This is a genomic window from Jiella avicenniae, from assembly GCF_021390325.1.
In the GTDB taxonomy this organism is placed as follows: Bacteria; Pseudomonadota; Alphaproteobacteria; order Rhizobiales; family Rhizobiaceae; genus Jiella; species Jiella avicenniae.
Genome location: NZ_JAJUWU010000015.1, coordinates 1 through 20,845 on the forward strand (window position 1 = coordinate 1; position 20,845 = coordinate 20,845).

The following is a 20,845-nucleotide window of genomic DNA, read 5'->3' on the forward strand; positions in this document are numbered from 1 at the left end:
AGCTTTTTGTCGCCTTCATCCAGGCCGCGATCATCAGCCTATTCGGCACCCGCCAAACCGCCGCCGCCGCTTAGGGAGCCTTCTTCACGGACAACCAGCTCCGCTGCCTCGGTCGAGATCAGCGAAATCGTCGCCTCGGTCTTGCGGACATCTCAGGCAGAACCGCAGCGCCGGGTCGTCCGGCGCTGCGAAATCGCGTGGCGTGCGATCAGTTGCTCTTCTTTTCCGTGCCCATGGCGTCGTCCTTCATCATCCCGCCGGCGTCGGCCGACTCGACGTAGTCGTACTTGCCGTCCTTCCACTCGTAGACGACGTAGCCGGGCAGCGTGACGTCGCCCTTGTCGTCGAAGGAGAGGTCGCCGATCACGGTGTCGAAGGTGCCTTCGTCGAGCGCCTTGACGACCGGGTCGAAGTCGGTCGAGCCGGCCTTATCGACGGCGTCGGCCCAGGCCTGGATCGCGGCGTAGGTGTAGAGGACGTAGCCCTCGGCGGTCTTGCCCTCGGCCTCGAGCGCGTCGACGACCGGCTTGGCCGCCTCGTTCTTGCGCGGGTCGGGCGAGAAGGTCATCAAGGTGCCTTCGCCGGCGTCGCCGGTGATCGCCCAGTATTCGTCGGTGACCAGCGCGTCGCCGGACATGATCGTCGTGTCCATGCCCTGCTCGCGCATCTGGCGCGCCATCAGGCCGGCTTCGGTGTGGTAGCCGCCGATGTAGACGAGGGTGACGCCCGCCTGCTTCATCTTGGTGACGAGCGAGGTGTAGTCCTTCTCGCCGGCGGTGTAGGCCTCGACGAGAACCGGCTTGCCGCCGGCTTCCTCGTAATACTTCTGGGTCTGATCGGCCAGGCCCTTACCATAGGCCGTCTTGTCGTTGATGATCGCGACCTTGGCGTCCGGGAAGTTCTCGTAGATGTAGGCGCCGGCGACTTCGCCCTGCTGGTCGTCGCGGCCACAGACGCGGAAGATGCCTTCGCCGGGACGCTTGTCGGTGAAGTCCGGATTGGTCGAGGCCGGCGAGATCTCGACGATCTGCTCGTCGGCATAGACCTGGCTGGCCGGGATCGAGGAGCCCGAGCAGAAGTGGCCGGCGACGAACGAGACGCCCTCGGAGGCGAAATTGTTGGCGACGGCGACGGCCTGCTTCGGATCGCAGGCATCGTCGCCGACCGAGAGCTTCAGCATCTCGCCGTTGACGCCGCCCTTCTCGTTGATGTCCTTGACCGCCTGTTCGGCGCCGATCTTCAACTGCTGGCCGAAGCTCGCATACTGGCCCGTCATCGGGCCGGCGACGCCGATCGTGATGTCGGCAAAGGCTGCGCTCGCGAAAACGAGATTGAGCGCTGCGCCTGCAAGAAGTGCCTTCTTCATACGAACCTTCCCTGTGTTGATCGTTTCTGCGACGCGAGCGCCGCAGCAGGTAGCAAATCTCCCCCTACCTGACGGGGATTAAAGCCCGGATCTCCTCGCTATGGAAGCAGAAACGGGCCGCATGTCGACAGCTTTTCCCGCCTCAGGCCGATTGCCGCTGCAGAAAGCCGTATTGTCGCGCCATCTGCTGGTTCCGCACGAAGACACGGCCGCAAGCGGCAATGGCGAACAGAACGACGTAATCGACGATGCCGTAGTAGAGGCCGACGCCGAAGGTCGACGCCGGCAACAGAAACGAGCCGTTGAACAGTGCGAAATGGATGAAGCGGACGGCCAGCGCCAACAGCACGATGTAGAAGGCGAGGAGACCCCAGCCGCTCCAGGTGAGAGCGGTCGACCGGCCGACCATCCAAGCGCCGCCACCGCCGAGAATGACGGTGACGAAGAGGAATTCCCAGAAGGTGACTTCCCAGACGAGGCCCATTTCCGGCGTCATGTCAGTGTGCTCCCCCTTCGAGATAGGCGCTGCGGACCTCTTCCCGGGCGAGGAGTTCCCGGCCCGTGCCGGACATGGTGATCGAGCCGTTGACCATGACGTAGCCGCGATGGGCGAGACGCAGGGCATGGAAGGCGTTCTGCTCGACGAGGAAGACGGTGAGGCCCTCGTTGGTGTTGAGTTCGCGGATCGCCTCGAAGATCTGCTTGACGACGAGGGGCGCGAGGCCGAGCGAGGGCTCGTCGAGGAGAAGCAGCTTCGGGCGGCTCATCAGGGCGCGGCCGATCGCCAGCATCTGCTGTTCGCCGCCCGACAGCGTGCCGCCGCGCTGGCCGCGGCGCTCCTTCAGGCGGGGGAACAGCGTGAAGACCTTGCGCAGGTCCTCGTCGAAATTCGCCTCGTCCTCGAGGATCGCGCCCATCTGGAGATTTTCGATCACCGTCATGCGCGGGAAGATGCGACGGCCTTCCGGCGACTGGGCGATCGACATCGACATGATGTCGTGGGTCGGCAGGTTGGTGATGTCCTGGCCGTTGTAGACGATCTGGCCCGAGCGGGCCTGCGGATTGCCGCAGATGGTCATCATCAGCGTCGACTTGCCGGCGCCGTTCGCCCCGATGAGGGTGACGATCTCGCCGCGATGGACCTCGATGTCGACGCCGCGCAGGGCCTGGATCTTGCCGTAGAAGGTCTCGACGCCGCGCACCGAAAGCAGGGTGTCGGTGGCGGGGCGAGTCTCCGTCTGTCGTATGGCGCTCACAGGGCACCTCCCGGGGCGGGGGTGTGAGCGGTCTTCACGTCGAGATCGCGCTCCACCTCGTCGACTTCCTCGTCGTCGACGCCGAGATAGGCGGCGATGACCTTCGCATCGTTGCGCACCTCGCTCGCCGTGCCGTCGGAAATCTTCTTGCCGTAGTCGAGCACGATGACGTGGTCGGAGATCTCCATGACGACGCCCATGTCGTGCTCGATCAGGAGCACCGAAACGCCGTGCTCGTCGCGGATGTATTTGAGCAGCGTGTTGAGTTCGGCCGACTCGCGCGGATTGAGGCCGGCAGCCGGCTCGTCGAGGCACAGAAGCACCGGGTTGGTGCAGAGCGCCCGGGCGATCTCCAGCCGGCGCTGGGCGCCATAGGGCAGATCGGCGGCCGGATCGTCGGCACGGTCGAGAAGGTCGACGCGGCGCAGCCACTCGACGGCCTTCTCCTTGGCGGCCTCGGCGGCGCGGCGATAACCGGGAAGGCCGAGCAGCCCGCCGATCGTGTAGCCGGAGGCGCGCATCAGCTCGTTGTGCTGGGCGACGAGCAGGTTTTCCAGCGCCGTCATGCCGCCGAACAGGCGGATGTTCTGGAAGGTGCGGGCGACGCCGGCGATCTCGGTGATCTTGAAGTCGGCCATGCGCTCGAGGAGGAAGACCGAGCCGTCGTCGGCCCGGCGGTATTGTTGGCCGCCTCGCGTCAGTTCGGCGAGCGCTGCGTCGGAGACGCTGCCCTCCCGGCGCAGGGCGATCCGCCCCTCGGTCGGCTTGTAGAAGCCGGTGACGCAGTTGAAGACGGTGGTCTTGCCGGCGCCGTTCGGGCCGATGAGGGCGGTGATGTCGCCGCGGCCGACGTCGAAGGACAGGTCGTCGACGGCGAGGAGGCCGCCGAAGCGCATCGTCAGATGCTCGACCGAAAGGACCGGATCGGTCGTCCAGTTGCGATTCTGCTGGTTCATCAGTGACCCTCGCCCTGAGCGACGAGATCGGCGCCGATCGTCTTCTTTTCCTTGTAGATGGCCGAGGGCGTTCGGGTCGAGACGAGGCCGCGCGGCTTCCAGACCATGATCAGCACCATGGCGAGACCGAAGATCAGCATGCGGTACTGGGTGGGATCGAAGCCGGCGCCGAAGATCGCCTGGAGCCCGGTGAGGTTTCGCAGGAGCTCGATGCCGCCGATCATCACCACCGAGGCGATGACGACGCCGAGCTGCGAGCCGAGGCCACCGAGAACGACGATGGCGAGGATGATCGCCGACTCGATGAAGGTGAAGCTCTCGGGCGAGATGAAGCCCTGGCGGGTGGCGAAGAACGAGCCGGCGAAGCCGCCGAACATCGCACCGGTGGCGAACGCCGTCAGCTTGACGTTGACCGTGTTGATGCCGAGGGAGCGGCAGGCGATCTCGTCTTCGCGCAGCGCTTCCCAGGCCCGGCCGACGGGCAGCTTGCGCATGCGCATCGTCACGAAGTTGGTCAGAAGCGCCAGCGCCAGGATGATGTAGTAGAGGAAGACGAAGCGCTGGATCGAGGAATATTCCAGGCCGAAGAAGTCCGAAAAGGACCCTTCGCCGCGGGAAAACTCAAGGCCGAAGAGCGTCGGCTTCGGAATGCCGAGAATGCCGTTGGGACCGCCGGTGAAGTCGTACCAGTTGAGGAGGACCACCCGGATGATCTCGCCGAAGGCCAGCGTCACGATGGCGAGATAGTCGCCGCGAAGCCGCAGGACCGGAAAGCCGAGCATGACGCCCCAGAGCGCCGCGAACAGCCCCGCCATCGGCAGGCAGATCCAGAAGCCGAGATCGAAATTCGTCGCCAGAAGCGCGAAGGAATAGGCGCCGACCGCATAGAAGGCGACGTAGCCGAGATCGAGCAGGCCGGCGAGGCCGACGACGATGTTGAGCCCCCAGCCGAGCATCACATAGGTGAGGATCAGGATCGACAGATCGAGGAGATAGCGGTCCTGGCTCGGCAGCAGCGTCATCAGGAGGAAGGGCAGCGTCAGCGCGACGAGGAGGAGGACGACGCCGATCACCTTGCCGATCGGCCAGCGGGCGGTCTTCGCCGCCACCTTCTTCCAGCCGCCGACCGTCGGTCGCTCGCCTCCGAAGACGAAGTAGGTGAGCAGGAACCGACCGGCGAAGGCGATCGCGATGGCGATGATCCAGCTCTTGGGATCGAGCGACAGATCGAGACCGCCGACGGCGATGTCGGTCCGGAACAAGAAGAAGAACAGCGTCAGGACGGCGACGAGCCCGGCGGTGACGCCGGCTTCCTTCAGAGCCCGGACGAGGCGGGTGTCCTCGCTCGGCGCCTCGACGAAGGGCGGCTCGCCCCGCATCGCCTCGCGACGATCCTCGGACAGCCGCTCTGCGCCTTCCGGTCGGTCGGCGCTGGCGGAAGTGGTGGTATTTGCCATCGGATCAGACCTTCTCGACCTCGGGCCGGCCGAGCAGGCCGGAGGGCATGAAGATCAGGACGACGGCGAGGATCGAGAACGCCGCGACGTCCTTGTACTCGACCGAGAAGTAGCCGGACCAGAAGGTCTCGATGAGGCCGATGGCAAGGCCGCCGAGCATCGCGCCGGGAAGCGACCCGATGCCGCCGAGCACGGCCGCGGTGAAGGCTTTCACCCCGGCGATGAAGCCGATGTAGAAGTCGATGACGCCGTAATAGAGCAGGAACATCATGCCGGCGACGGCGGCGAGGCCGGCGCCCATGACGAAGGTCAGCGAGATCGTCCGGTCGACGTTGACGCCGAGCAGCGAGGCCATCTTCCGGTCCTGTTCGCAGGCGCGCTGCTGGCGGCCGAGCGAAGTCTTGGAAATCAGGAGGGAGAAGCCCGCCATCAGGACGACGGTCATCAGGATGATGATGATCTGGATCCAGGAAATCTGGACGACGATGCCGCTCGGCGAATCCATCAGGGTGATGCCGCCCTGGATCTGCGGCGGCAGCGGCTTGACGCGGGCGCCCTGCGTCACCTGGACGAAGTTCTGCAGAAAGATCGACATGCCGATCGCGGTGATCAGCGGCGCGAGGCGGAACGACCCCCGCAGCGGCCGGTAGGCGACGCGCTCGATCGTCCAGCCCCAGGCCGCCGTGCAGAGCATCGCGACGACGACCATGAGCAGAAGCACGAGGGGCAGGAAGGTGATCCCGATCGCCGCCAGGGCGAGAAACACCGCGAGCGCGATGAAGGAGCCGATCATGAAGATCTCGCCATGGGCGAAATTGATCATGCCGATGATGCCGTAGACCATCGTATAGCCGATGGCGATCAATCCGTAGATCGATCCGAGGGTGACCCCGTTGATCAACTGCTGCAGAAAATATTCCATCGACCGCCTTTGTGCCGGTTCTTTTTGGTCAGGATCGGCGCGGCGTCGTTTCGAGGTGCGCCGCGTCCGTGTGCATGATGAATTCCATAGCAGGGACGGCCGTGGCAAGCCACGCCCGTGAAAAAAGTCTTCGCCGCGTGCCGGGCGGCGGCGTCCTGAAGCGGACGATGCGGCGGTTTTCCCGTCGCACTTCGGCCCGATCGACGGGCGGGTGCGTCCGAGGTGGCGGAGGCGGCCGCGGATCAGGCGACCGCTCCCGTCACGTCATGAGACGAAAGTCTTATCGGACGGGCGTGAAAATGTGCCTCCGGGCGAGGCCCCGCCGTCAGGGCGAGGGCGAATCACGGCCTTGCGCCTTGCTCTGGCGGCTGGCGCGATCCCGCTCGATTGCCGTGCGCTCCTTCGCCCGAACGAGGCCGATGACCTCCGGTCCGGCGACCTCCTGCGGGCTCGGCTCGACGGCGCCCCGGCTTTCGAGCCATGTCGCGAGCAGCCACCACATCAGCGCCCAGGCGGCGCCCGCCGTCCAGCCCGCGAGCACGTCCGACGGCCAGTGGACGCCGAGATAGACGCGGCTGATGCCGATGATCATCGTCAGGAAGACCGCGAGCCCGAGCAGGAATGCGCGCACCCGGCGGCGCGGCTCGACGCGGGCGAGCAGGATGCCGAGGGTCAGATAGGTGACCGCCGACATCATCGCGTGGCCGCTCGGAAAGCTCGCCGTATAGACGTAGTCGCCGTGGGGAACGAGATCGGGGCGCGGCCTGTCGAAGGTGCGCTTGAGGATCTGGCCCATCAGGAACCCGCTGGCGATCGCCGCCACGACCATCACCATCGATCGGCGCTTGGCCGAGATCCACAGATAGATCGCGACGAAGGTCGTCAGCATGATCAGGATGCCGGTGCCGCCGAGGGCGGTGACGTCGCGGCCGAATTCCTCCACCCAGCGCGGGCCGATCGGATCGGAAACGTCGGTGCTGGAGCGCAAGGCCAGAAGGATTTCGCGGTCGAGGCCCTTGGTGTCGCCCTCGACCACCTCGCCGGCGATGGAAACGAAGGCCCAGATCGCCCCGGCCGTGACGAGAGCGCCGATGAGCGTCCAGATCTCGACCTTCTGCCAGAGCCAGAGGGAGAGCCGGCGGAGCCGCCGGGTGGCGTCGCGAGTGTCGATCATGAAGAATGCGCCATCGGGTGAAGGGGGATGAAGGACAAGGCGCCGACCGTCTCAGGCAGCGGGAAGAGACAGCAGCCGCCGCGCTTCGGCGGGCGTCGCGACCCGCCGGCCACGGCGCTCGCATCGCTCGACGGCAAGGCGCACCAGTGCGGCGTTGGAGGGCGCCAGTTCGGCGCGGGACAGGCGGACGTTGTCTTCGAGCCCGGTCCGGCAATGGCCGCCTTCCTCGAGGCTCCAGTCGATCACCGTCGTCTGGTGGCGGCCGATGCCCGCGCCGGTGAAGGTGGCGTCCGGGGCAAGGCGCTTCAGCGTCCCGGCGAAGAAGGCGAAGCTCTCCCGATCCGCCGGCATGGCGTTCTTGACGCCCATGACGAACTGGACGTGCAGCGGCCCGGCGATGCGGCCGTCCTTCGCCATCGCGGCGGCCTGGAAGATCATCGACAGGTCGAAGGCCTCGATCTCCGGCTTGACGCCGTATCTCAGCATCTCCGCGGCCAGCCAGTCGACGAGGTCGGGCGCGTTTTCGTAGACGCGGGTGGGGAAGTTGACGGAGCCGGTGGACAGCGAGGCCATGTCGGGCCTCAAAGACAACATGCTGCCGCGCTCCCGGCCGTTGCCGGAGCGCCCGCCCGTCGAGACCTGTACGATCATGCCGGGGCAGTGCCTGCGCACTCCCTCCATCAACCGGGCGAATTTTTCCGGATCGGAAGAGGGCGTTTCGTCGGCGTTCCGGACGTGGCAGTGGACGAGGCTCGCCCCGGCCTCGAAAGCTTCGTGGGTCGATTCGATCTGTTCGGCGATGGTGATCGGCACCGCCGGGTTGTTCGCCTTCGTCGGCAGGGATCCGGTGATGGCGACGGTGATGATGCAGGGCTGACTCATCCCTCGGTAACTGGCCTCGTCGCGGGGAAGGAAAAGACTGGAGCGGGCGCGACGTGGCGAAGCAGCCACCCGGGGAGGGCGTGCGGCCTCAAAAGCCGGCCTTTGCCAGACAGCCCTCGACCATGCCGCGATAGCCGGGGCCGAAGAGGTTGAGATGAACCAGCGCCGGCCAGAGCGTATAGACGGGCGCCCGCTCGCGGTGGCCGGCGGCGAGCGGGCCGTAGGCGTCGAAGAACGCACTCGTCGGGCTGGCGAAGAGGCCGAGCATGGCGAGGTCGACCTCGCCGTCGCCATGGTAGCAGGCCGGGTCGATCAGGCCGGAGATCCGGCCGTTCGAGGCGAGGACGTTGCCGCTCCACAGGTCGCCATGGAGAAGGGACGGCTTCGGCCGGCTCGGCAACAGGTCGCCGAGCCTTCCGCACAGGGCCTCGACCCGCCGCTCGACATCGGCTCCGGTGCCGCGGGCCGCTGCGAGCAGCCGGTTTTCGGCATAAAAGCGCGGCCAGTCGTCGGAGGAGGCATTGCCGATCGCCAGTCTGCCGAAGGCGTAGTCGTCCGGCCAGCCATAGGCCTCGCCCGTCGTCTCGTGGAGTTTGCGGACGACCCGGCCGAGATCCGCCCAGGCGGTCGAGAGCCCGCCGTCGTCCGCAAGCCGCTCGATCGCCAGCACCGCGTCGTCGGCGGCGAAGACCTCCGGCGCAGGCACGCCCGCCGCCCGGATCGCGCGGAGCATCCGCGCCTCGGCCTTGGGCGAGGGGCCGGACTTCACCAGCATCTCGCGACCGTCCTCGAGCCGCACGAATTCGACGCTGGACAGCGAGCCGCCGGCGAAATCCGCCGCGCTCGCGAGCTTGCCGCCGAGAAGACCCGCCGCCCGTTCGGCCAGGGCGCTCATCTTCCCGCCGCTTCGGCCTTGAGCCTTGCGACCAGCGCATCGGCGCCCGCGCAGGCGTCGCGCCAGGCGTCGTCGAAGGCCGAGTCCTCTTCGTAATAGGGGTCGGTGACCGACTGGCCCTCGCGGCCGGGGACGTGGTCGAGGAGAAGGCTCACTTCGGCCCTGCCGTCGGGCGGGGCGAGGCGGCGCAGCCCGGCGAGATTCTCGGCGTCGAGGCCGATGACGTGATCGAAGCGATCGAAATCTTCTTGCGTCACGAGCCGAGCCTGGCGTTCGCCGATCTCGATGCCGTTCCTGCGCGCCACCGCCTGGGCGCGCGGATCCGGCGGATAGCCGAGATGCCAGTGGCCGAGCCCGGCCGATTCGACGTGGACGTCCAGCCCCTCCCGCTCGGCCGCAGCCCTGAAGGCGGCCTCGGCGAGCGGCGACCGGCAGATGTTGCCGAGGCAGACGAAGAGGACGGCGGGGGTCACGCTCATGACGGCTCCATCCGGGAACGGCGGGGTTCGATCGTTCGGAGGAAAGAGGTGGGGCGGGAGGGCCGATCGGCAAACCGGAGCGCGATGCCTTCACGCGGGCCGCCATCATTCACGCAGCCGGTGACGCGGACCGTGTCCCATCGGCGGCGAACGCAACCAGACCGGCGTCGACGCCGGGCCGATGGTGAAGGTCGAAAAATCTGGGATGTGGCTCCCCGGGCCGGATTCGAACCAGCGACCGATCGATTAACAGTCGAGTGCTCTACCACTGAGCTACCGGGGAATACGCCTGACGACGTTGACGCGGCCTATAGCAAAGCCATTCGGGCTTTGCCAAGCCTTCGATGCAAAAAAGCGCATCGTGACCGTGAGAAGGTCGTCCGGCGACTGCCCAGCCGAGCCGAAGCCGAAGGTGCGAAGATTGCCGGCGCTCCACGGCCTGCCCATCTTCGCCCGAACGGGTCCGGCGATCCATCGGAGACGACGAATGATCATGACGTCGAGCGGCGCGCGGCGCCCGGGCGGGACGAAGGGTGGTTCGGACGATGTCGACCGGCCTCTCTCCGGCGGGCGTTCGGCCCCTGCCGGGGAGGCGTCCGACGGTGGGGCGTCCGCCGACGATGCGGCGGCTCCGAAACCGCGTCCGCGGCTCAGACTGTTCGGCCGGCAGGTGCCGCTGCCGGCCTCCCGCCCATGGCGCATCGCGCTCGGCGCTTCCTTGGTCGGCGGCGGCGTCCTCGGCTTCCTGCCGGTCCTGGGCTTCTGGATGCTACCGCTCGGTCTCTTCGTCCTGTCGGTCGATTCGCCGTTGGTCCGGCGCTGGCGGCGGCGCGGCGAGGTCCGGTTCGCAAAGTGGCGCAAGACGCGCAAGGCGCGTCGCGCCGACGCCGCGCATGGCGGTAACGCCGAGGGTGGGAACGGCTGATCTCCGCCGCAGGGCTCGTACGGGCTCGGCCGTGCCTCGAAATGGTTGCGCTTTCTTCACCCTTCGTTTGCCACGGCCGGCGATAGATCCCGCGAATCGCTTGCCGTAGCGGCGGCTTCAACGACCTCGAAACCGTAAGCGTCCAGAATGGCTCAAAGACAGGAGCCGGGACGATGTCTCGCCTGCGAATGGGAGACAGTTCATTGGACGCGCGCGTCGACCAGAAAGACCGTCCGATCTTCGTCGATCTCGACGGCACGCTGATCAAGACCGATCTGTTGTGGGAGACGCTGTTTCTCACGGCACGGCAGTCGCCGGCACGGCTGCGCCACGTCTTCGGCTGGCGGGCGGAGGGCAAGGCGCGGCTGAAGGCGGGGCTCGCCGGCGGCATCGAGTTCGACGCGGCGCTGCTGCCCTATCGCGAAGAGGTCGTCGCGGCGCTGCGCCGGGCGAAGGCGGATGGCCGGCGCATCGTGCTCGCCACCGGTTCGAACGAACGGCTCGCCCATGCGGTCGCCGATCATCTCGGCCTGTTCGACGAGGTCATGGCCTCCTGCGACGACGTCAACCTCACCTCCAGCCGCAAGCTCGAGCGCATCGTCGCCACCTGCGGCGAGGACGGTTTCGACTATTTCGGCAATTCCCACGACGACATCTGTCTTCTCGACGCCGCCGCCGAGGCGACGGTCGTCGCTCCGGACCGGGTGGCGCGCAGGTGGCAGCAGAAGAGCGGCGCAGACCTGATCACCGCCGGCGGCGATCCGGCGAGGGCGGCCCTCAAGGCGATGCGGCCGCATCAATGGGCGAAGAACGTGCTGATCTTCGTGCCGATGGTGCTCACCCACGAGTTCCTCAACTTCGGCATGCTGTTCGAGGCTCTGGCCGCCTTCTTCGCCTTTTCTTTCGCGGCCTCGGCCGTCTACATCCTCAACGACCTCGTCGACCTCACCGCCGATCGCAAGCACAAGACCAAGCGCAATCGGCCCTTCGCAAGCGGCACGTTGAAGATCCCGGACGGGCTGAAGCTCGCGGGCGGGCTGTTCGGCGCGTCCCTGCTGCTCAGCCTGCTCCTGCCCTGGGCGTTCCTCGGCGTCCTCGCCGGCTATCTGGTCGCGACGACCGCCTATTCGCTGTTCATCAAGCGCATGCTCCTGATCGACGTCCTGACGCTGGCGGGGCTCTATACCACCCGCATCATGGCCGGCGTCGCGGCGACCGACGTCTCAGTCTCGTTCTGGCTGCTCGCCTTCTCGCTGTTCTTCTTCCTGTCTCTCGCTTTGGTGAAGCGCTACACCGAGCTGATGGATTTCGGCACCGGCGCCGAGCGATCCAAGACCGGCCGCGGCTACGTCGACGCCGATCTGGAAACCCTGGCGCAGGCCGGCATGACCTCGGGCTTTGCCGCGGTGATGGTGCTGGCGCTCTACATCAACAGCCCGGAAGTGCTGACCCACTACAACGTGCCGTGGCTCGTCTGGCCGCTCTGTCCGATCCTTCTCTACCTCATCGTCAGGATCTGGGTCCTCGCCCGCCGCAACCAGATGCACGACGATCCGGTGGTGTTCATCCTGCAGGACTGGCGCAGCCAGATGATGATCGCCATCGGCGGCCTGATGTTCCTCCTGGCCGCCTATGCGTGACGCTTCGAACATCCGGAACGAAGACGGCGGCCACGACAGCTGGGGCCGGCTGAAGCGGCGGGACCGCGCGGCCATGTCCGCTCCGGGCGGCGGATGGCTGGCGCGGGCGGAGGAGGAGGGCGGCTTTCTGCCCTATGGCAACGGCCGTTCCTATGGCGACAGCTGCCACAACGACGCCGGTGTCCTTCTCGATGCGCGGATCGGCGGGGCGCCGCGGATCCTCCATTTCGATCCCGAGGCCGGCCTGTTGACGGCCGAGGCGGGCGTGCTGTTCAGCGAGATCACCCGCCACGTCGCACCGCTGGGCTGGTTCCTGCCCGTCACGCCCGGCACGCAATTCGTCACCGTCGGCGGGGCGATCGCCAACGACATCCACGGCAAGAACCACCATCGCCGCGGCACGTTCGGCCGCTGGGTGGAGGCGATCGAGCTGGAGCGCTCCGACCGCGGCGTCCTCACCCTTTCACCGAGCGAGAATCCCGAACTCTTCGCCGCGACGATTTCCGGCATGGGGCTGACCGGACTGATCCGCCGGGCGACGATCCGGCTGATGAAGGTGCCGTCGCTCTCGATCGTCGAGACGACGACGCGTTTCGACCGGTTGTCCGACTATTTCGCGCTCGCCGAGGAAGTCGACGCGCGGCACGAATATGCCGTCGCCTGGATCGACTCGCTCGCCGGGGGCGGCAGTCTCGGCCGCGGCCACCTCATCTGCGGCGATCACGCCGAGACCGGGGACCGGACGGGCGAGGCCTCCCGCCAGCTCGCCGGCGTTCCGTTCACGCCGCCGGTGAGCCCGCTCGCGGGTCCCTTCCTGAAAGCGTTCAACGAGGCCTATTTCCGCAAGGCGAAGCCCGGCACGCACCAGCGCACCGTCCCCTTCGCCGGCTTCTTCTATCCGCTCGACCGGATCGGCGGCTGGAACCGGCTCTACGGTCCGCGCGGTCTGCACCAGCATCAGAGCGTCGTGCCCTTCGCCGACGCCGAGCTGGTGGTGCGGGCGCTGATCGAATGCGCGAAAAGCCATCGCCACGGCTCGTTCCTGACGGTGCTGAAGCGCTTCGGCGACCTGAAGAGCCCGGGGCTCACCAGCTTTCCGCGGCCCGGCTACACGCTGACCCTCGATTTTCCCCATCGCGGCGAAAGGACGCTGAAGCTCCTCGCCGAACTCGACCGGATCACCCTTCGGGCCGGCGGGGCCGTCAATCCCTACAAGGATGCGCGCATGTCGGCCGGAACGTTCGCGGCGGGTTTTGCCAACTGGCGGAGGCTGGAGGCACAGCGCGATCCCGCGATGATGTCGGATTTCTGGCGGCGCACGGCGATGCGTCTTCGGGACGGCGACGCCGCTTTCAGCGCCGATACGGACAAGTCGACCGTTTCGAAGGAAACTTCTTTTACCATTGCCGGCGGAATAGTCGGCGCGGGTGTCTGAGGCGGACCGCGTCTTAACCCATCACTGAACTTCAGGCGCTATGACTTTCCGTCAGTTCAGTCGCCTTCCGAAATTCGGACGAAAAGATCAGGCCGATGACAAAATATATCCCGTTCATTCTCTTCACCGTGCTCACCAACGCGGCAGCGCAGGTGATGCTCAAATACGGCATGATGCAGCTTGGGGCCCTCAGTTTCGTCGGGGTCAACCCGATCGTGAAGATCCTGCAGATCGTCTTCAGCCCGTGGGTGTTCTTCGGTCTCTGCACGTTCGTGATCTCGATGGCCTCGCATCTCTTCGTGCTGTCGAAGGTCGATCTGTCCTTCGCCTACCCCTTCCTGTCGCTCGCCTACGTCGTCGTCGCGGTGTTCGCCTATTTCGTCTTCCGCGAGGACGTGAACGCCATGCGCATCCTCGGCATCGCCCTGATCTGCGGCGGCACCGTCTTCATCGCCCAGAGCGGCGGCCCGACCCATGCCGAGAGCGCCGGCCGCGAAGTCGCCGACGCCGTCGCCACACCTTCCGACCTGCATAACGCTTCAGAGGTTTCGCAATGAAACACGTCATCTTCGGCGGCGATGGTTTCGTCGGCCGCCATCTCGCCAAGAAGCTCGTCGCCGACGGCGAGGAGGTCGTCGTCGCCGACATCGTCAGGAGCGAGCTGCCGCACTACGCCAGCGCCCGCTTCGTCCATTGCGACGTGACCGACCCGGCCTCTGTGGGCGCGGTCGACATCGCGCCCGAGGACATGGTCTACAACCTGTCGGCCAAGATGCTGTCGCCGATCCAGGTGCGGGCGAAGCGCCACGACTTCTTCTACCCGGTGAACTATTTCGGCACCGAGAACATCATCCATGCCATGGACGATGCCGGCGCGCCGAACCTCGTCCACTTCACCACCGACATGATCTACGGCCATACGGTCACCTATCCGATGACCGAGGAGCATCCGGTCTCCCCGCTCGGCGAGTACGGCCAGTCGAAGCTCGACACCGAAATCCTCGCCGCGAAGTGGCGCGAGAAGGGGATGAACATCTCGCTGTTCCGCCCGCGCCTGATCATCGGCCCGGGGCGCCTCGGCATCCTGGAAAAGCTGTTCAAGCTGATCGACCACAACCTGCCGGTTCCGATGATCGGCTCGGGCAAGAACCCGTACCAGTTCATCTCGGTCTTCGACTGCGCCGAGGCGGCCCGTCTCGCCTGGAAGGCGGGCGTGCCGAACGAAGCGTACAATCTCGGCTCGCTCAATCCGCCGCCGGTGAAAAAGCTTCTCGGCGACCTCATCAAGCATGCCGGCTCGAAGTCGATCCTCATCCCGACGCCGGGCTGGGCGGTGAAGAGGACGCTCGATCTCCTCGACGCGCTCAACATGCCGCTGATGGACCCCGAACAGTATCTCATCGCCGACGAGGAATGCGTCCTCGACGTGTCCAAGGGCGAGCGCCAGCTCGGCTGGGTGCCGCAATATCGGGACGAGGACATGCTGATCGCCGCCTACAGCGAATATCGCAACAAGCTCGCGGGCAAGACCGGTCAGGTCGCCCGCCAGGCCCAGCCGGCCGAGTGAAGGAGAAGACGATGCTAGACCGCCCCGTCACGTCCGCCGCTGCGCTCGACGCCCAGCGGCGCGGCCCGAAGAAGCCTCCGCTCCTCTCCGTCGAGGACGCCAAGGCGATGCCCGTCGAGACGATGGCCGATCTTTTCAAGGATCACATCAATCCCGGCCAGTTCCACTTCATGAAGCTGCTCGGCTTCCACAAGGTGAAGATCGAGCGCGCCGAGGGCATGTTCTACACCGACCAGAACGGTCGGAAGATCCTCGACTTCTTCGGCGGCTTCGGCTCGCTCGCCCACGGACACAACCATCCGCGGGTGCTGGCGGCGCGCGAGCGCTTCCAGGACGAGAAGCGGCACGAGATCGCCATCGCCTTCCTGTCGCAATATGCCGCCGCACTCGCCAAGAACCTCGCCGAATGCTCGCCGGGCGAACTCGACATGGTGTTCCTCGGCTCCACCGGCTCGGAGGCGATGGAAGCGGCGATCAAGGTCGCCGAGCGCGCCAGCGGACGCAAGAACTGCAAAATCGTCCACGCCGAGAATTCCTTCCACGGCAAGTCCAAGGGCGTCCTGTCGATCACCGACTCGAACCTCTATCAGGGCGAGTTCAAGCTGGTCGACAACCGGGTGAAGGTGCCGTTCGGCGATCTCGAAGCCTTGAAGCGCGCGATCGAGAACGACAGCGACATCGGTGTCGTCGTGCTCGAGACGGTGCAGGGCGGCGGCGGCATCATCGGCGCCCCGACGGAATACTGGCAGGGCGTGCGCACGCTCTGCGATCGCCACGACGTTCTCTGGGTCGCCGACGAGGTGCAGTGCGGCTACGGGCGGACCGGCAAGTTCTACGCCTTCGAGCATCACGGCGTGGTGCCGGACGTCACCGCTCTCGCCAAGTCGCTCGGCGGCGGCAAGGCAGCCGTCGGCGCGATGATCGCCAAGCGCAGCGTCTACATGAAGGCCTACGGTACGCCGAAGACGGCGATGATCCACGCCCAGGCGACCTTCGGCGGCATCGGCGAAGCCTGCGTCACGGCGATCGAGGGCCTGAACGTCCTTTATGACGAGGACCTGATCGGCAATTCCGCCGACACCGGCGCCTATCTCCTGTCGCGGCTGAAGACCATCCAGGCGAAGTATCCGCAGATCATCAAGGACGTGCGCGGCCAGGGCCTGTTCGTCGGGCTGGAGTTCCAGGACTTCTCGCGGACCCTGCCGCTCGCCCTCCGGCCGATGGTGGCGATCCTCGACGACAAGCTGAAGGGCTCGCTTTCCGGCTTCATCGGGGCGCTGCTTCTGCGCGACTACGACGTCCTCGTCGCCTTCACCGAATACAATCGCAACGTCATTCGCCTCGAGCCGCCGCTGATCTGCGGCGAGGAGCATGTCGACCAGTTCTGCGACGCGCTGGACGATCTGCTCTCCAGGGGGATCGTTTCGATCGTCAAGGATTTCGTGAAGTCGCAGCTCGGCTGAGGCCGCTTTCCGGCGACGTGCTGCCCCGAAGACGGGGCGGCGCGGCCGTCGGGATCAGCCGCCGTCGTCCGGCTCAGCCTCGGCGCCTTCTTCGGCGAGATTGTGCCGGACGCGGATGAGATAGCGGCGAAACGCCTTGCGCTCGCGGTCGGTGAAACCGGACAGGGCTCGACGCTCCAGGCTCTTCTGGGCCTTTTGGACCTTCTCGACGAGGGCGGCGCCCTCGTCGGTCAGAAACGCCCGGCTCTGGCGAAGGTCGGTCTCCGACGATCGCTTTTCGACGAGACCCTGGGCCACGAGGCGGTTGATCGTCTTCGTCACCGTCGGCGGCCGGACGGCGAGCTTTTCCGCCAGATCCCGCAGCGTGATCCCGTCGCTCTTGCCGATGGCGATCAGCACGTTGTCCTGGCCCGGATAGATTTCCGTCGCGTCGAGGCTGTGCAAGAGGGCGGTTCGTGCGCTGCGCGCGGCGAGAACCAGTTGGCCCGTGACCGACCCCTTCTTCTTCTTTCGAGCCATCGCGCCTCTCGATCGTCAAAATCGGTTGCAGATTGATCCAGCATCCGGTGTCTGTCAGGGTCGGACGAAATCCGTGGACGATCGCCCGTCGAGATGTCGGGGAATGGCTTGCCGCATTATCTGAACCGGCGACGACGCATGGCGGCAGCACTACCAGTTCGAATGATCGGATCAAAATGAAAACGCCTCGCCGCTTCGAAGAGCTGACGAGCCCGGATCTCGAGGCGCTCGCGCCCCGGCTCGGCGACATGGTCGCCGTCCTGCCGATCGCCGCGATCGAGCAGCATGGTCCGCATCTGCCGCTCGGCACCGACGCCCTTCTCGCCGACGCCATGGTCGGGACGGTGCTGGCGCGGCTGCCGGACGATCTGCCCGCCACCTTCCTTCCGACCTTCCGCATCGGCACGTCCGGTGAGCACACGGGCTTTTTCGGGACACTCAGCCTCGACTGGCGGACGATGACCGCGGCGCTGATCGAGATCGGCGAGGGGCTTGCCGACAGCGGCTTCCGGCGGCTCGTCATCGTCAACGCCCATGGCGGCAACACGCCGGTGATGGACACGGCGGCTCTGGAACTGCGGCGGCGGAGGAAAATGCTGGTCGGAACCTCGTCCTGGCTGCGCTTCGGCTATCCGGCAGGGCTCCTGCCGCAGGAGGAGATCGACCACGGCATCCATGGCGGCGCCGTCGAAACGGCCTTGATGCTGCATTTCAGGCCCGACCTCGTGCGGCGGGACAAGATCGAGCGCTTCGAGACGCTGCAGGCGCGGCTCGCCGAGCGACACACCCATCTGCGTGCCCACGGGCGCCTCGGCTTCGGCTGGATGGCCGGCGACCTCAATCGCCGGGGCGCCGTCGGCGACGCGCGACTGGCGACGGCGGATATCGGCCGAGCGATCGCCGAGCACCAGGCGGACGCCTTCATCGTCTTTCTGCGCGACGTTCTGGCATTCGATCTGGAAGATCTGGCTCCCTGAGCGAAGTCCGGCCGGAGCGAACCGGCGAAAGGAGATCAGCCTATGGCCGAGCAGGCACATGACGCGGGCGAGGGGGCTGCCTCCCGTTCCCGCCGTCTCTGGCTGAAGGAGCCGCTGGCGATTCTTGCCGAGGGCGCCGAGGGCGGCATCGTCGTCGAGGCCGGTCGCATCGCCGAACTGGTGCCGGCCGGCGCATCGCCGAAGGCGCCCGTCGACGAGACCTTCGACGCCGCGCGCCACGTCGTGCTGCCGGGGCTGATCAATACCCACCACCACTTCTACCAGACGCTCACCCGCGCTCATCCGGCGGCGATCGACAAGGAGTTGTTTCCTTGGCTTCAGAGCCTCTACCCGATCTGGGGCCGGCTCGATGCCGACAGCCTGCGGCTCGCTGCCCGGCTGGCGCTGACCGAACTCCTGATGTCCGGCTGCACGACCGCCGCCGACCACCACTATCTGTTCCCCGACGGTCTCGACGAGGCGATCGACATCGAGGTCGAGGAGGCGAGAGCGCTCGGCATCCGCGTGACGCTCACGCGCGGCTCGATGGACCTTTCGCAGAAGGACGGCGGTCTGCCGCCGGATCACGTCGTCCAGGATGCCGACACGATCCTTTCCGACAGCGAGCGGCTCATCGGGCGCTACCACGACCGGTCTTACGCCGCGATGGTGCAGATCGCGCTGGCGCCCTGTTCGCCCTTTTCGGCGACCAAGCGTCTGATGCGGGAAACTGCCGAATTGGCGGAGCGGCACGACTGCCGGCTGCACACCCATCTCGGCGAGACCGAGGACGAGAACCGCTTTTGCGAGGAGACCTTCGGCTGCCGGCCGCTCGATTATCTCGAAGAAGTCGGCTGGCTCGGACCGCGCACCTGGCTCGCCCACGGCATTCATTTCACCACCGACGAATGCCGGAAGCTCGGCCGTCACAAGGTCGGCGTCTGCCACTGCCCGGCCTCCAATGCGGTTCTCGCCTCCGGCTTCTGCCCGGTTCGCGAACTGACCGAGGCGGGGGCGCCGGTGGGGCTCGGCGTCGACGGCTCGGCCTCGAACGACGGCTCGACCATGATCGCCGAATTGCGCAGCGCCCTGATGGTGCAACGCCTGAACTATCGCTCCGCCTCGGCCTTCACCGCGCGGGACGCGATGGCCCTGGCGACGACCGGCTCGGCAGCCTGCCTCGGGCGGCCCGAACTCGGCCGCATCGCCGTCGGGGCACAGGCCGATCTCGCGCTGTTCACGCTCGACGAGCTGCGCTTTTCCGGCGCCCACGATCCGATCGCCGCGCTCGTCCTCTGCGGCGCGCAGGGCGCCGACCGCGTGATGGTTGCCGGGCGCTGGCGCGTCGAGAGCGGCGTGCCCCTCGGCATCGACCTCGAGGCGCTGCGCGAGGCCCATGGCCGGGCGGCATTGCGGTTTCGTTGAATGCTGCGAGGGCGGCGACATCCTGACCGCTGCGAGACTCGCGGAGATGCGAGACCCGCGGACAGATGAGTGATTGCCGCGTCGGCACCTCGCCTTGCGCGATCTGGCAGAAGATAAGTCCTTCTCACTTATTGTTGGCTGCCGAAGAAGTACAGGCGAATATTGCCGAATTTTAAAGCATCCGGATGTACCAATGGCCGAAGAGTTTCATGGGCTGCGGGTCGGGCTTGTATCGGGATTCCCAAATCTTTGACGATCGAGCGCCAGCGGCGCCGCGGGAAGACGAGGAGAGGCTCGATCCGCTTCTCGGGTTCCCGGCCGAGGTCGCCTGGCGCTACGAAGCGGAATCGCGGCCGGAGCGGGTGCGCCACCTGCGCATCGCCATCCTGGCGGGGATCATCAGCTACAACAGCTACGATCTGATCAGCTTCTTCACCTTCCCGGACGTCGCCAAGCAGGCGATCGTCCTTCGCCTCGTCATCACGGCGCTTGCCGGCGCCGTCTGGTTCTGGCTTCCGCGCATGACAGCCTTCGGGCGCGAAATGCTGCTTCTCGGCGCGATGTTGGCGGCCTGTTCCGTGCCGCTCTATCTGTTCGCGGCGACGCGGGCGCCGAACGGTGCGCTCAGCTTCATCGACTTCCTGTTGACCATCGTCTTCGGCATCGCGATCCTGCAGCTCCGCTTTCCCGCCGCCATCGTGATGATGGCGGTGTGCTGGGCGGCCGGTCAATCGGTCGTGGCATTTCGGCCGGAACTGACCTTCGACGCGCGTCTCGCCCTTTCCATGCAGCTCATGATGGCGAGCTGTTTCCTGCTCCTGAGCAGCTGGCTGATGCAGCGCAGCCATCGCCGCGCCTATCTGGCCAAATTGCGCGAAACGGAACGCTCCCATGGCCTCGAATTGGCGCGGCAGAGCTTTGCCGAACTGTCCATGACCGACGCATTGACGGGACTCGGCAACCGGCGCTGCCTCGACGACGTGCTGCCCCATTGGCTGGCGGAGGCCCGGTCGGGCCGCATGCCGTTCGCCCTCGTCATGATCGATGTCGACCACTTCAAGGCCTATAACGACCGCTACGGTCATCAGGCGGGCGACGTGTGCCTGCGGCAGATCGGCGCCGCCCTTGCCGGGTTTGCCCGGCAGGAGACCGACGTCGTCGCCCGCTACGGCGGCGAGGAATTCGTCGTCTTGCTGCGGGGGGTCGGCCGGCCCGTCGCGCTGCAGCGGGCGAACGATCTCGTCGCCGCCATCGGCGCGCTGTCGATCCCGCATGCGGCGCGGCCCGATGGGGAGCGGCGCGTGACCGTCAGCGCCGGCGTGGCCCATGTCGATCGGGGAACCGGTCTGCGCGAGGCGGACGTCGTCGCGCAGGCGGACGCCGCGCTTTACGAGGCGAAGCTGGCCGGCCGTGGACGGATCGGACCGGTGCTGGGTGAGGCTCTCGCCGTCAGAGCGCCGGCAACGGTGTGACCGGTCGAACGAAGCCGGTCGCCACCCGTCGGGCC

At 66.6% G+C, this 20,845-nt stretch carries 20 protein-coding genes and 1 tRNA gene; 9 read left to right on the plus strand and 12 right to left on the minus strand.

Going from position 1 to position 20,845, the window contains the following annotated elements; all coding sequences use genetic code 11:
- Window positions 1-208 precede the first annotated feature (208 nt).
- From LZD57_RS14400 to LZD57_RS14450, 11 genes are all read right to left on the minus strand, one after another.
- The gene (locus tag LZD57_RS14400; protein WP_233720183.1) at window positions 209-1,366 is read right to left on the minus strand and encodes a branched-chain amino acid ABC transporter substrate-binding protein; all 1,158 of its coding nucleotides are present in this window, start codon (window positions 1,364-1,366) and stop codon (window positions 209-211) included.
- Between the two features lie 142 nt (window positions 1,367-1,508).
- Window positions 1,509-1,862, minus strand: a complete 354-nt coding sequence (locus LZD57_RS14405) for a DUF6867 family protein (RefSeq protein WP_233720184.1) — start codon at window positions 1,860-1,862, stop codon at window positions 1,509-1,511.
- A gap of 1 nt (window position 1,863) precedes the next feature.
- Window positions 1,864-2,622, minus strand: coding sequence for an ABC transporter ATP-binding protein (locus LZD57_RS14410; protein WP_233720185.1), 759 nt, complete (start codon window positions 2,620-2,622; stop codon window positions 1,864-1,866).
- Entirely contained in the window at window positions 2,619-3,578 is a 960-nt protein-coding gene (locus LZD57_RS14415) for an ABC transporter ATP-binding protein (RefSeq protein ID WP_233720186.1), read from the minus strand. The genes LZD57_RS14410 and LZD57_RS14415 overlap by 4 nt, the downstream gene beginning before the upstream one ends.
- On the minus strand, window positions 3,578-5,035 hold the full coding sequence (gene livM / locus LZD57_RS14420) for a high-affinity branched-chain amino acid ABC transporter permease LivM (protein WP_233720187.1): 1,458 nt from the start codon (window positions 5,033-5,035) through the stop codon (window positions 3,578-3,580). The genes LZD57_RS14415 and livM overlap by 1 nt, the downstream gene beginning before the upstream one ends.
- Before the next feature lie 4 nt (window positions 5,036-5,039).
- Window positions 5,040-5,957: an ABC transporter permease subunit gene (locus tag LZD57_RS14425; RefSeq protein WP_233720188.1), complete on the minus strand. Its 918-nt coding sequence runs from the start codon at window positions 5,955-5,957 to the stop codon at window positions 5,040-5,042.
- Between the two features lie 325 nt (window positions 5,958-6,282).
- The gene (locus LZD57_RS14430) at window positions 6,283-7,131 is read right to left on the minus strand and encodes a phosphatase PAP2 family protein (RefSeq protein WP_233720189.1); all 849 of its coding nucleotides are present in this window, start codon (window positions 7,129-7,131) and stop codon (window positions 6,283-6,285) included.
- A gap of 51 nt (window positions 7,132-7,182) precedes the next feature.
- The gene (locus LZD57_RS14435; protein WP_233720190.1) at window positions 7,183-8,013 is read right to left on the minus strand and encodes a 3-oxoadipate:acetyl-CoA acetyltransferase; all 831 of its coding nucleotides are present in this window, start codon (window positions 8,011-8,013) and stop codon (window positions 7,183-7,185) included.
- 88 nt (window positions 8,014-8,101) lie between these two features.
- Window positions 8,102-8,908, minus strand: a complete 807-nt coding sequence (locus tag LZD57_RS14440) for a fructosamine kinase family protein (RefSeq protein ID WP_233720191.1) — start codon at window positions 8,906-8,908, stop codon at window positions 8,102-8,104.
- Complete coding sequence (locus LZD57_RS14445) at window positions 8,905-9,387, minus strand: low molecular weight protein-tyrosine-phosphatase (RefSeq protein ID WP_233720192.1); 483 nt, start codon at window positions 9,385-9,387, stop codon at window positions 8,905-8,907. Before LZD57_RS14445 ends, LZD57_RS14440 begins: the two co-directional genes overlap by 4 nt.
- Before the next feature lie 208 nt (window positions 9,388-9,595).
- Window positions 9,596-9,670, minus strand: a tRNA-Asn gene (locus tag LZD57_RS14450).
- A 372-nt stretch (window positions 9,671-10,042) separates the two neighbouring features.
- Here LZD57_RS14450 and LZD57_RS14455 point away from each other — a divergent pair.
- The 6 genes from LZD57_RS14455 (at window position 10,043) to LZD57_RS14480 (ending at window position 16,417) form a co-directional block, all read left to right on the plus strand.
- Window positions 10,043-10,312: a hypothetical protein gene (locus tag LZD57_RS14455; protein WP_233720354.1), complete on the plus strand. Its 270-nt coding sequence runs from the start codon at window positions 10,043-10,045 to the stop codon at window positions 10,310-10,312.
- A 173-nt stretch (window positions 10,313-10,485) separates the two neighbouring features.
- On the plus strand, window positions 10,486-11,952 hold the full coding sequence (locus LZD57_RS14460; protein ID WP_233720193.1) for a UbiA family prenyltransferase: 1,467 nt from the start codon (window positions 10,486-10,488) through the stop codon (window positions 11,950-11,952).
- Window positions 11,953-12,025: 73 nt separating this feature from the next.
- Window positions 12,026-13,387: an FAD-binding oxidoreductase gene (locus tag LZD57_RS14465; RefSeq protein WP_233720194.1), complete on the plus strand. Its 1,362-nt coding sequence runs from the start codon at window positions 12,026-12,028 to the stop codon at window positions 13,385-13,387.
- Between the two features lie 95 nt (window positions 13,388-13,482).
- Complete coding sequence (locus LZD57_RS14470) at window positions 13,483-13,944, plus strand: DMT family transporter (RefSeq protein ID WP_233720195.1); 462 nt, start codon at window positions 13,483-13,485, stop codon at window positions 13,942-13,944.
- Complete coding sequence (locus LZD57_RS14475; RefSeq protein ID WP_233720196.1) at window positions 13,941-14,954, plus strand: NAD-dependent epimerase/dehydratase family protein; 1,014 nt, start codon at window positions 13,941-13,943, stop codon at window positions 14,952-14,954. The genes LZD57_RS14470 and LZD57_RS14475 overlap by 4 nt, the downstream gene beginning before the upstream one ends.
- Before the next feature lie 11 nt (window positions 14,955-14,965).
- Window positions 14,966-16,417, plus strand: a complete 1,452-nt coding sequence (locus tag LZD57_RS14480; protein ID WP_233720197.1) for an aspartate aminotransferase family protein — start codon at window positions 14,966-14,968, stop codon at window positions 16,415-16,417.
- Between the two features lie 54 nt (window positions 16,418-16,471).
- Here the strand turns inward: LZD57_RS14480 and LZD57_RS14485 are convergent, their stop codons facing one another.
- Window positions 16,472-16,936, minus strand: coding sequence for a MarR family winged helix-turn-helix transcriptional regulator (locus tag LZD57_RS14485; RefSeq protein ID WP_233720198.1), 465 nt, complete (start codon window positions 16,934-16,936; stop codon window positions 16,472-16,474).
- 176 nt (window positions 16,937-17,112) lie between these two features.
- On the opposite strand from LZD57_RS14485, the gene LZD57_RS14490 reads away from it, so the two are divergent.
- The 3 genes from LZD57_RS14490 (at window position 17,113) to LZD57_RS14500 (ending at window position 20,810) form a co-directional block, all read left to right on the plus strand.
- Window positions 17,113-17,913: a creatininase family protein gene (locus tag LZD57_RS14490; protein WP_233720199.1), complete on the plus strand. Its 801-nt coding sequence runs from the start codon at window positions 17,113-17,115 to the stop codon at window positions 17,911-17,913.
- A gap of 42 nt (window positions 17,914-17,955) precedes the next feature.
- Entirely contained in the window at window positions 17,956-19,338 is a 1,383-nt protein-coding gene (locus LZD57_RS14495) for an 8-oxoguanine deaminase (RefSeq protein WP_233720200.1), read from the plus strand.
- A 185-nt stretch (window positions 19,339-19,523) separates the two neighbouring features.
- A complete protein-coding gene (locus tag LZD57_RS14500) occupies window positions 19,524-20,810 on the plus strand; it encodes a GGDEF domain-containing protein (RefSeq protein WP_233720201.1) in 1,287 nt (428 codons plus the stop codon).
- Window positions 20,811-20,845 lie beyond the last annotated feature (35 nt).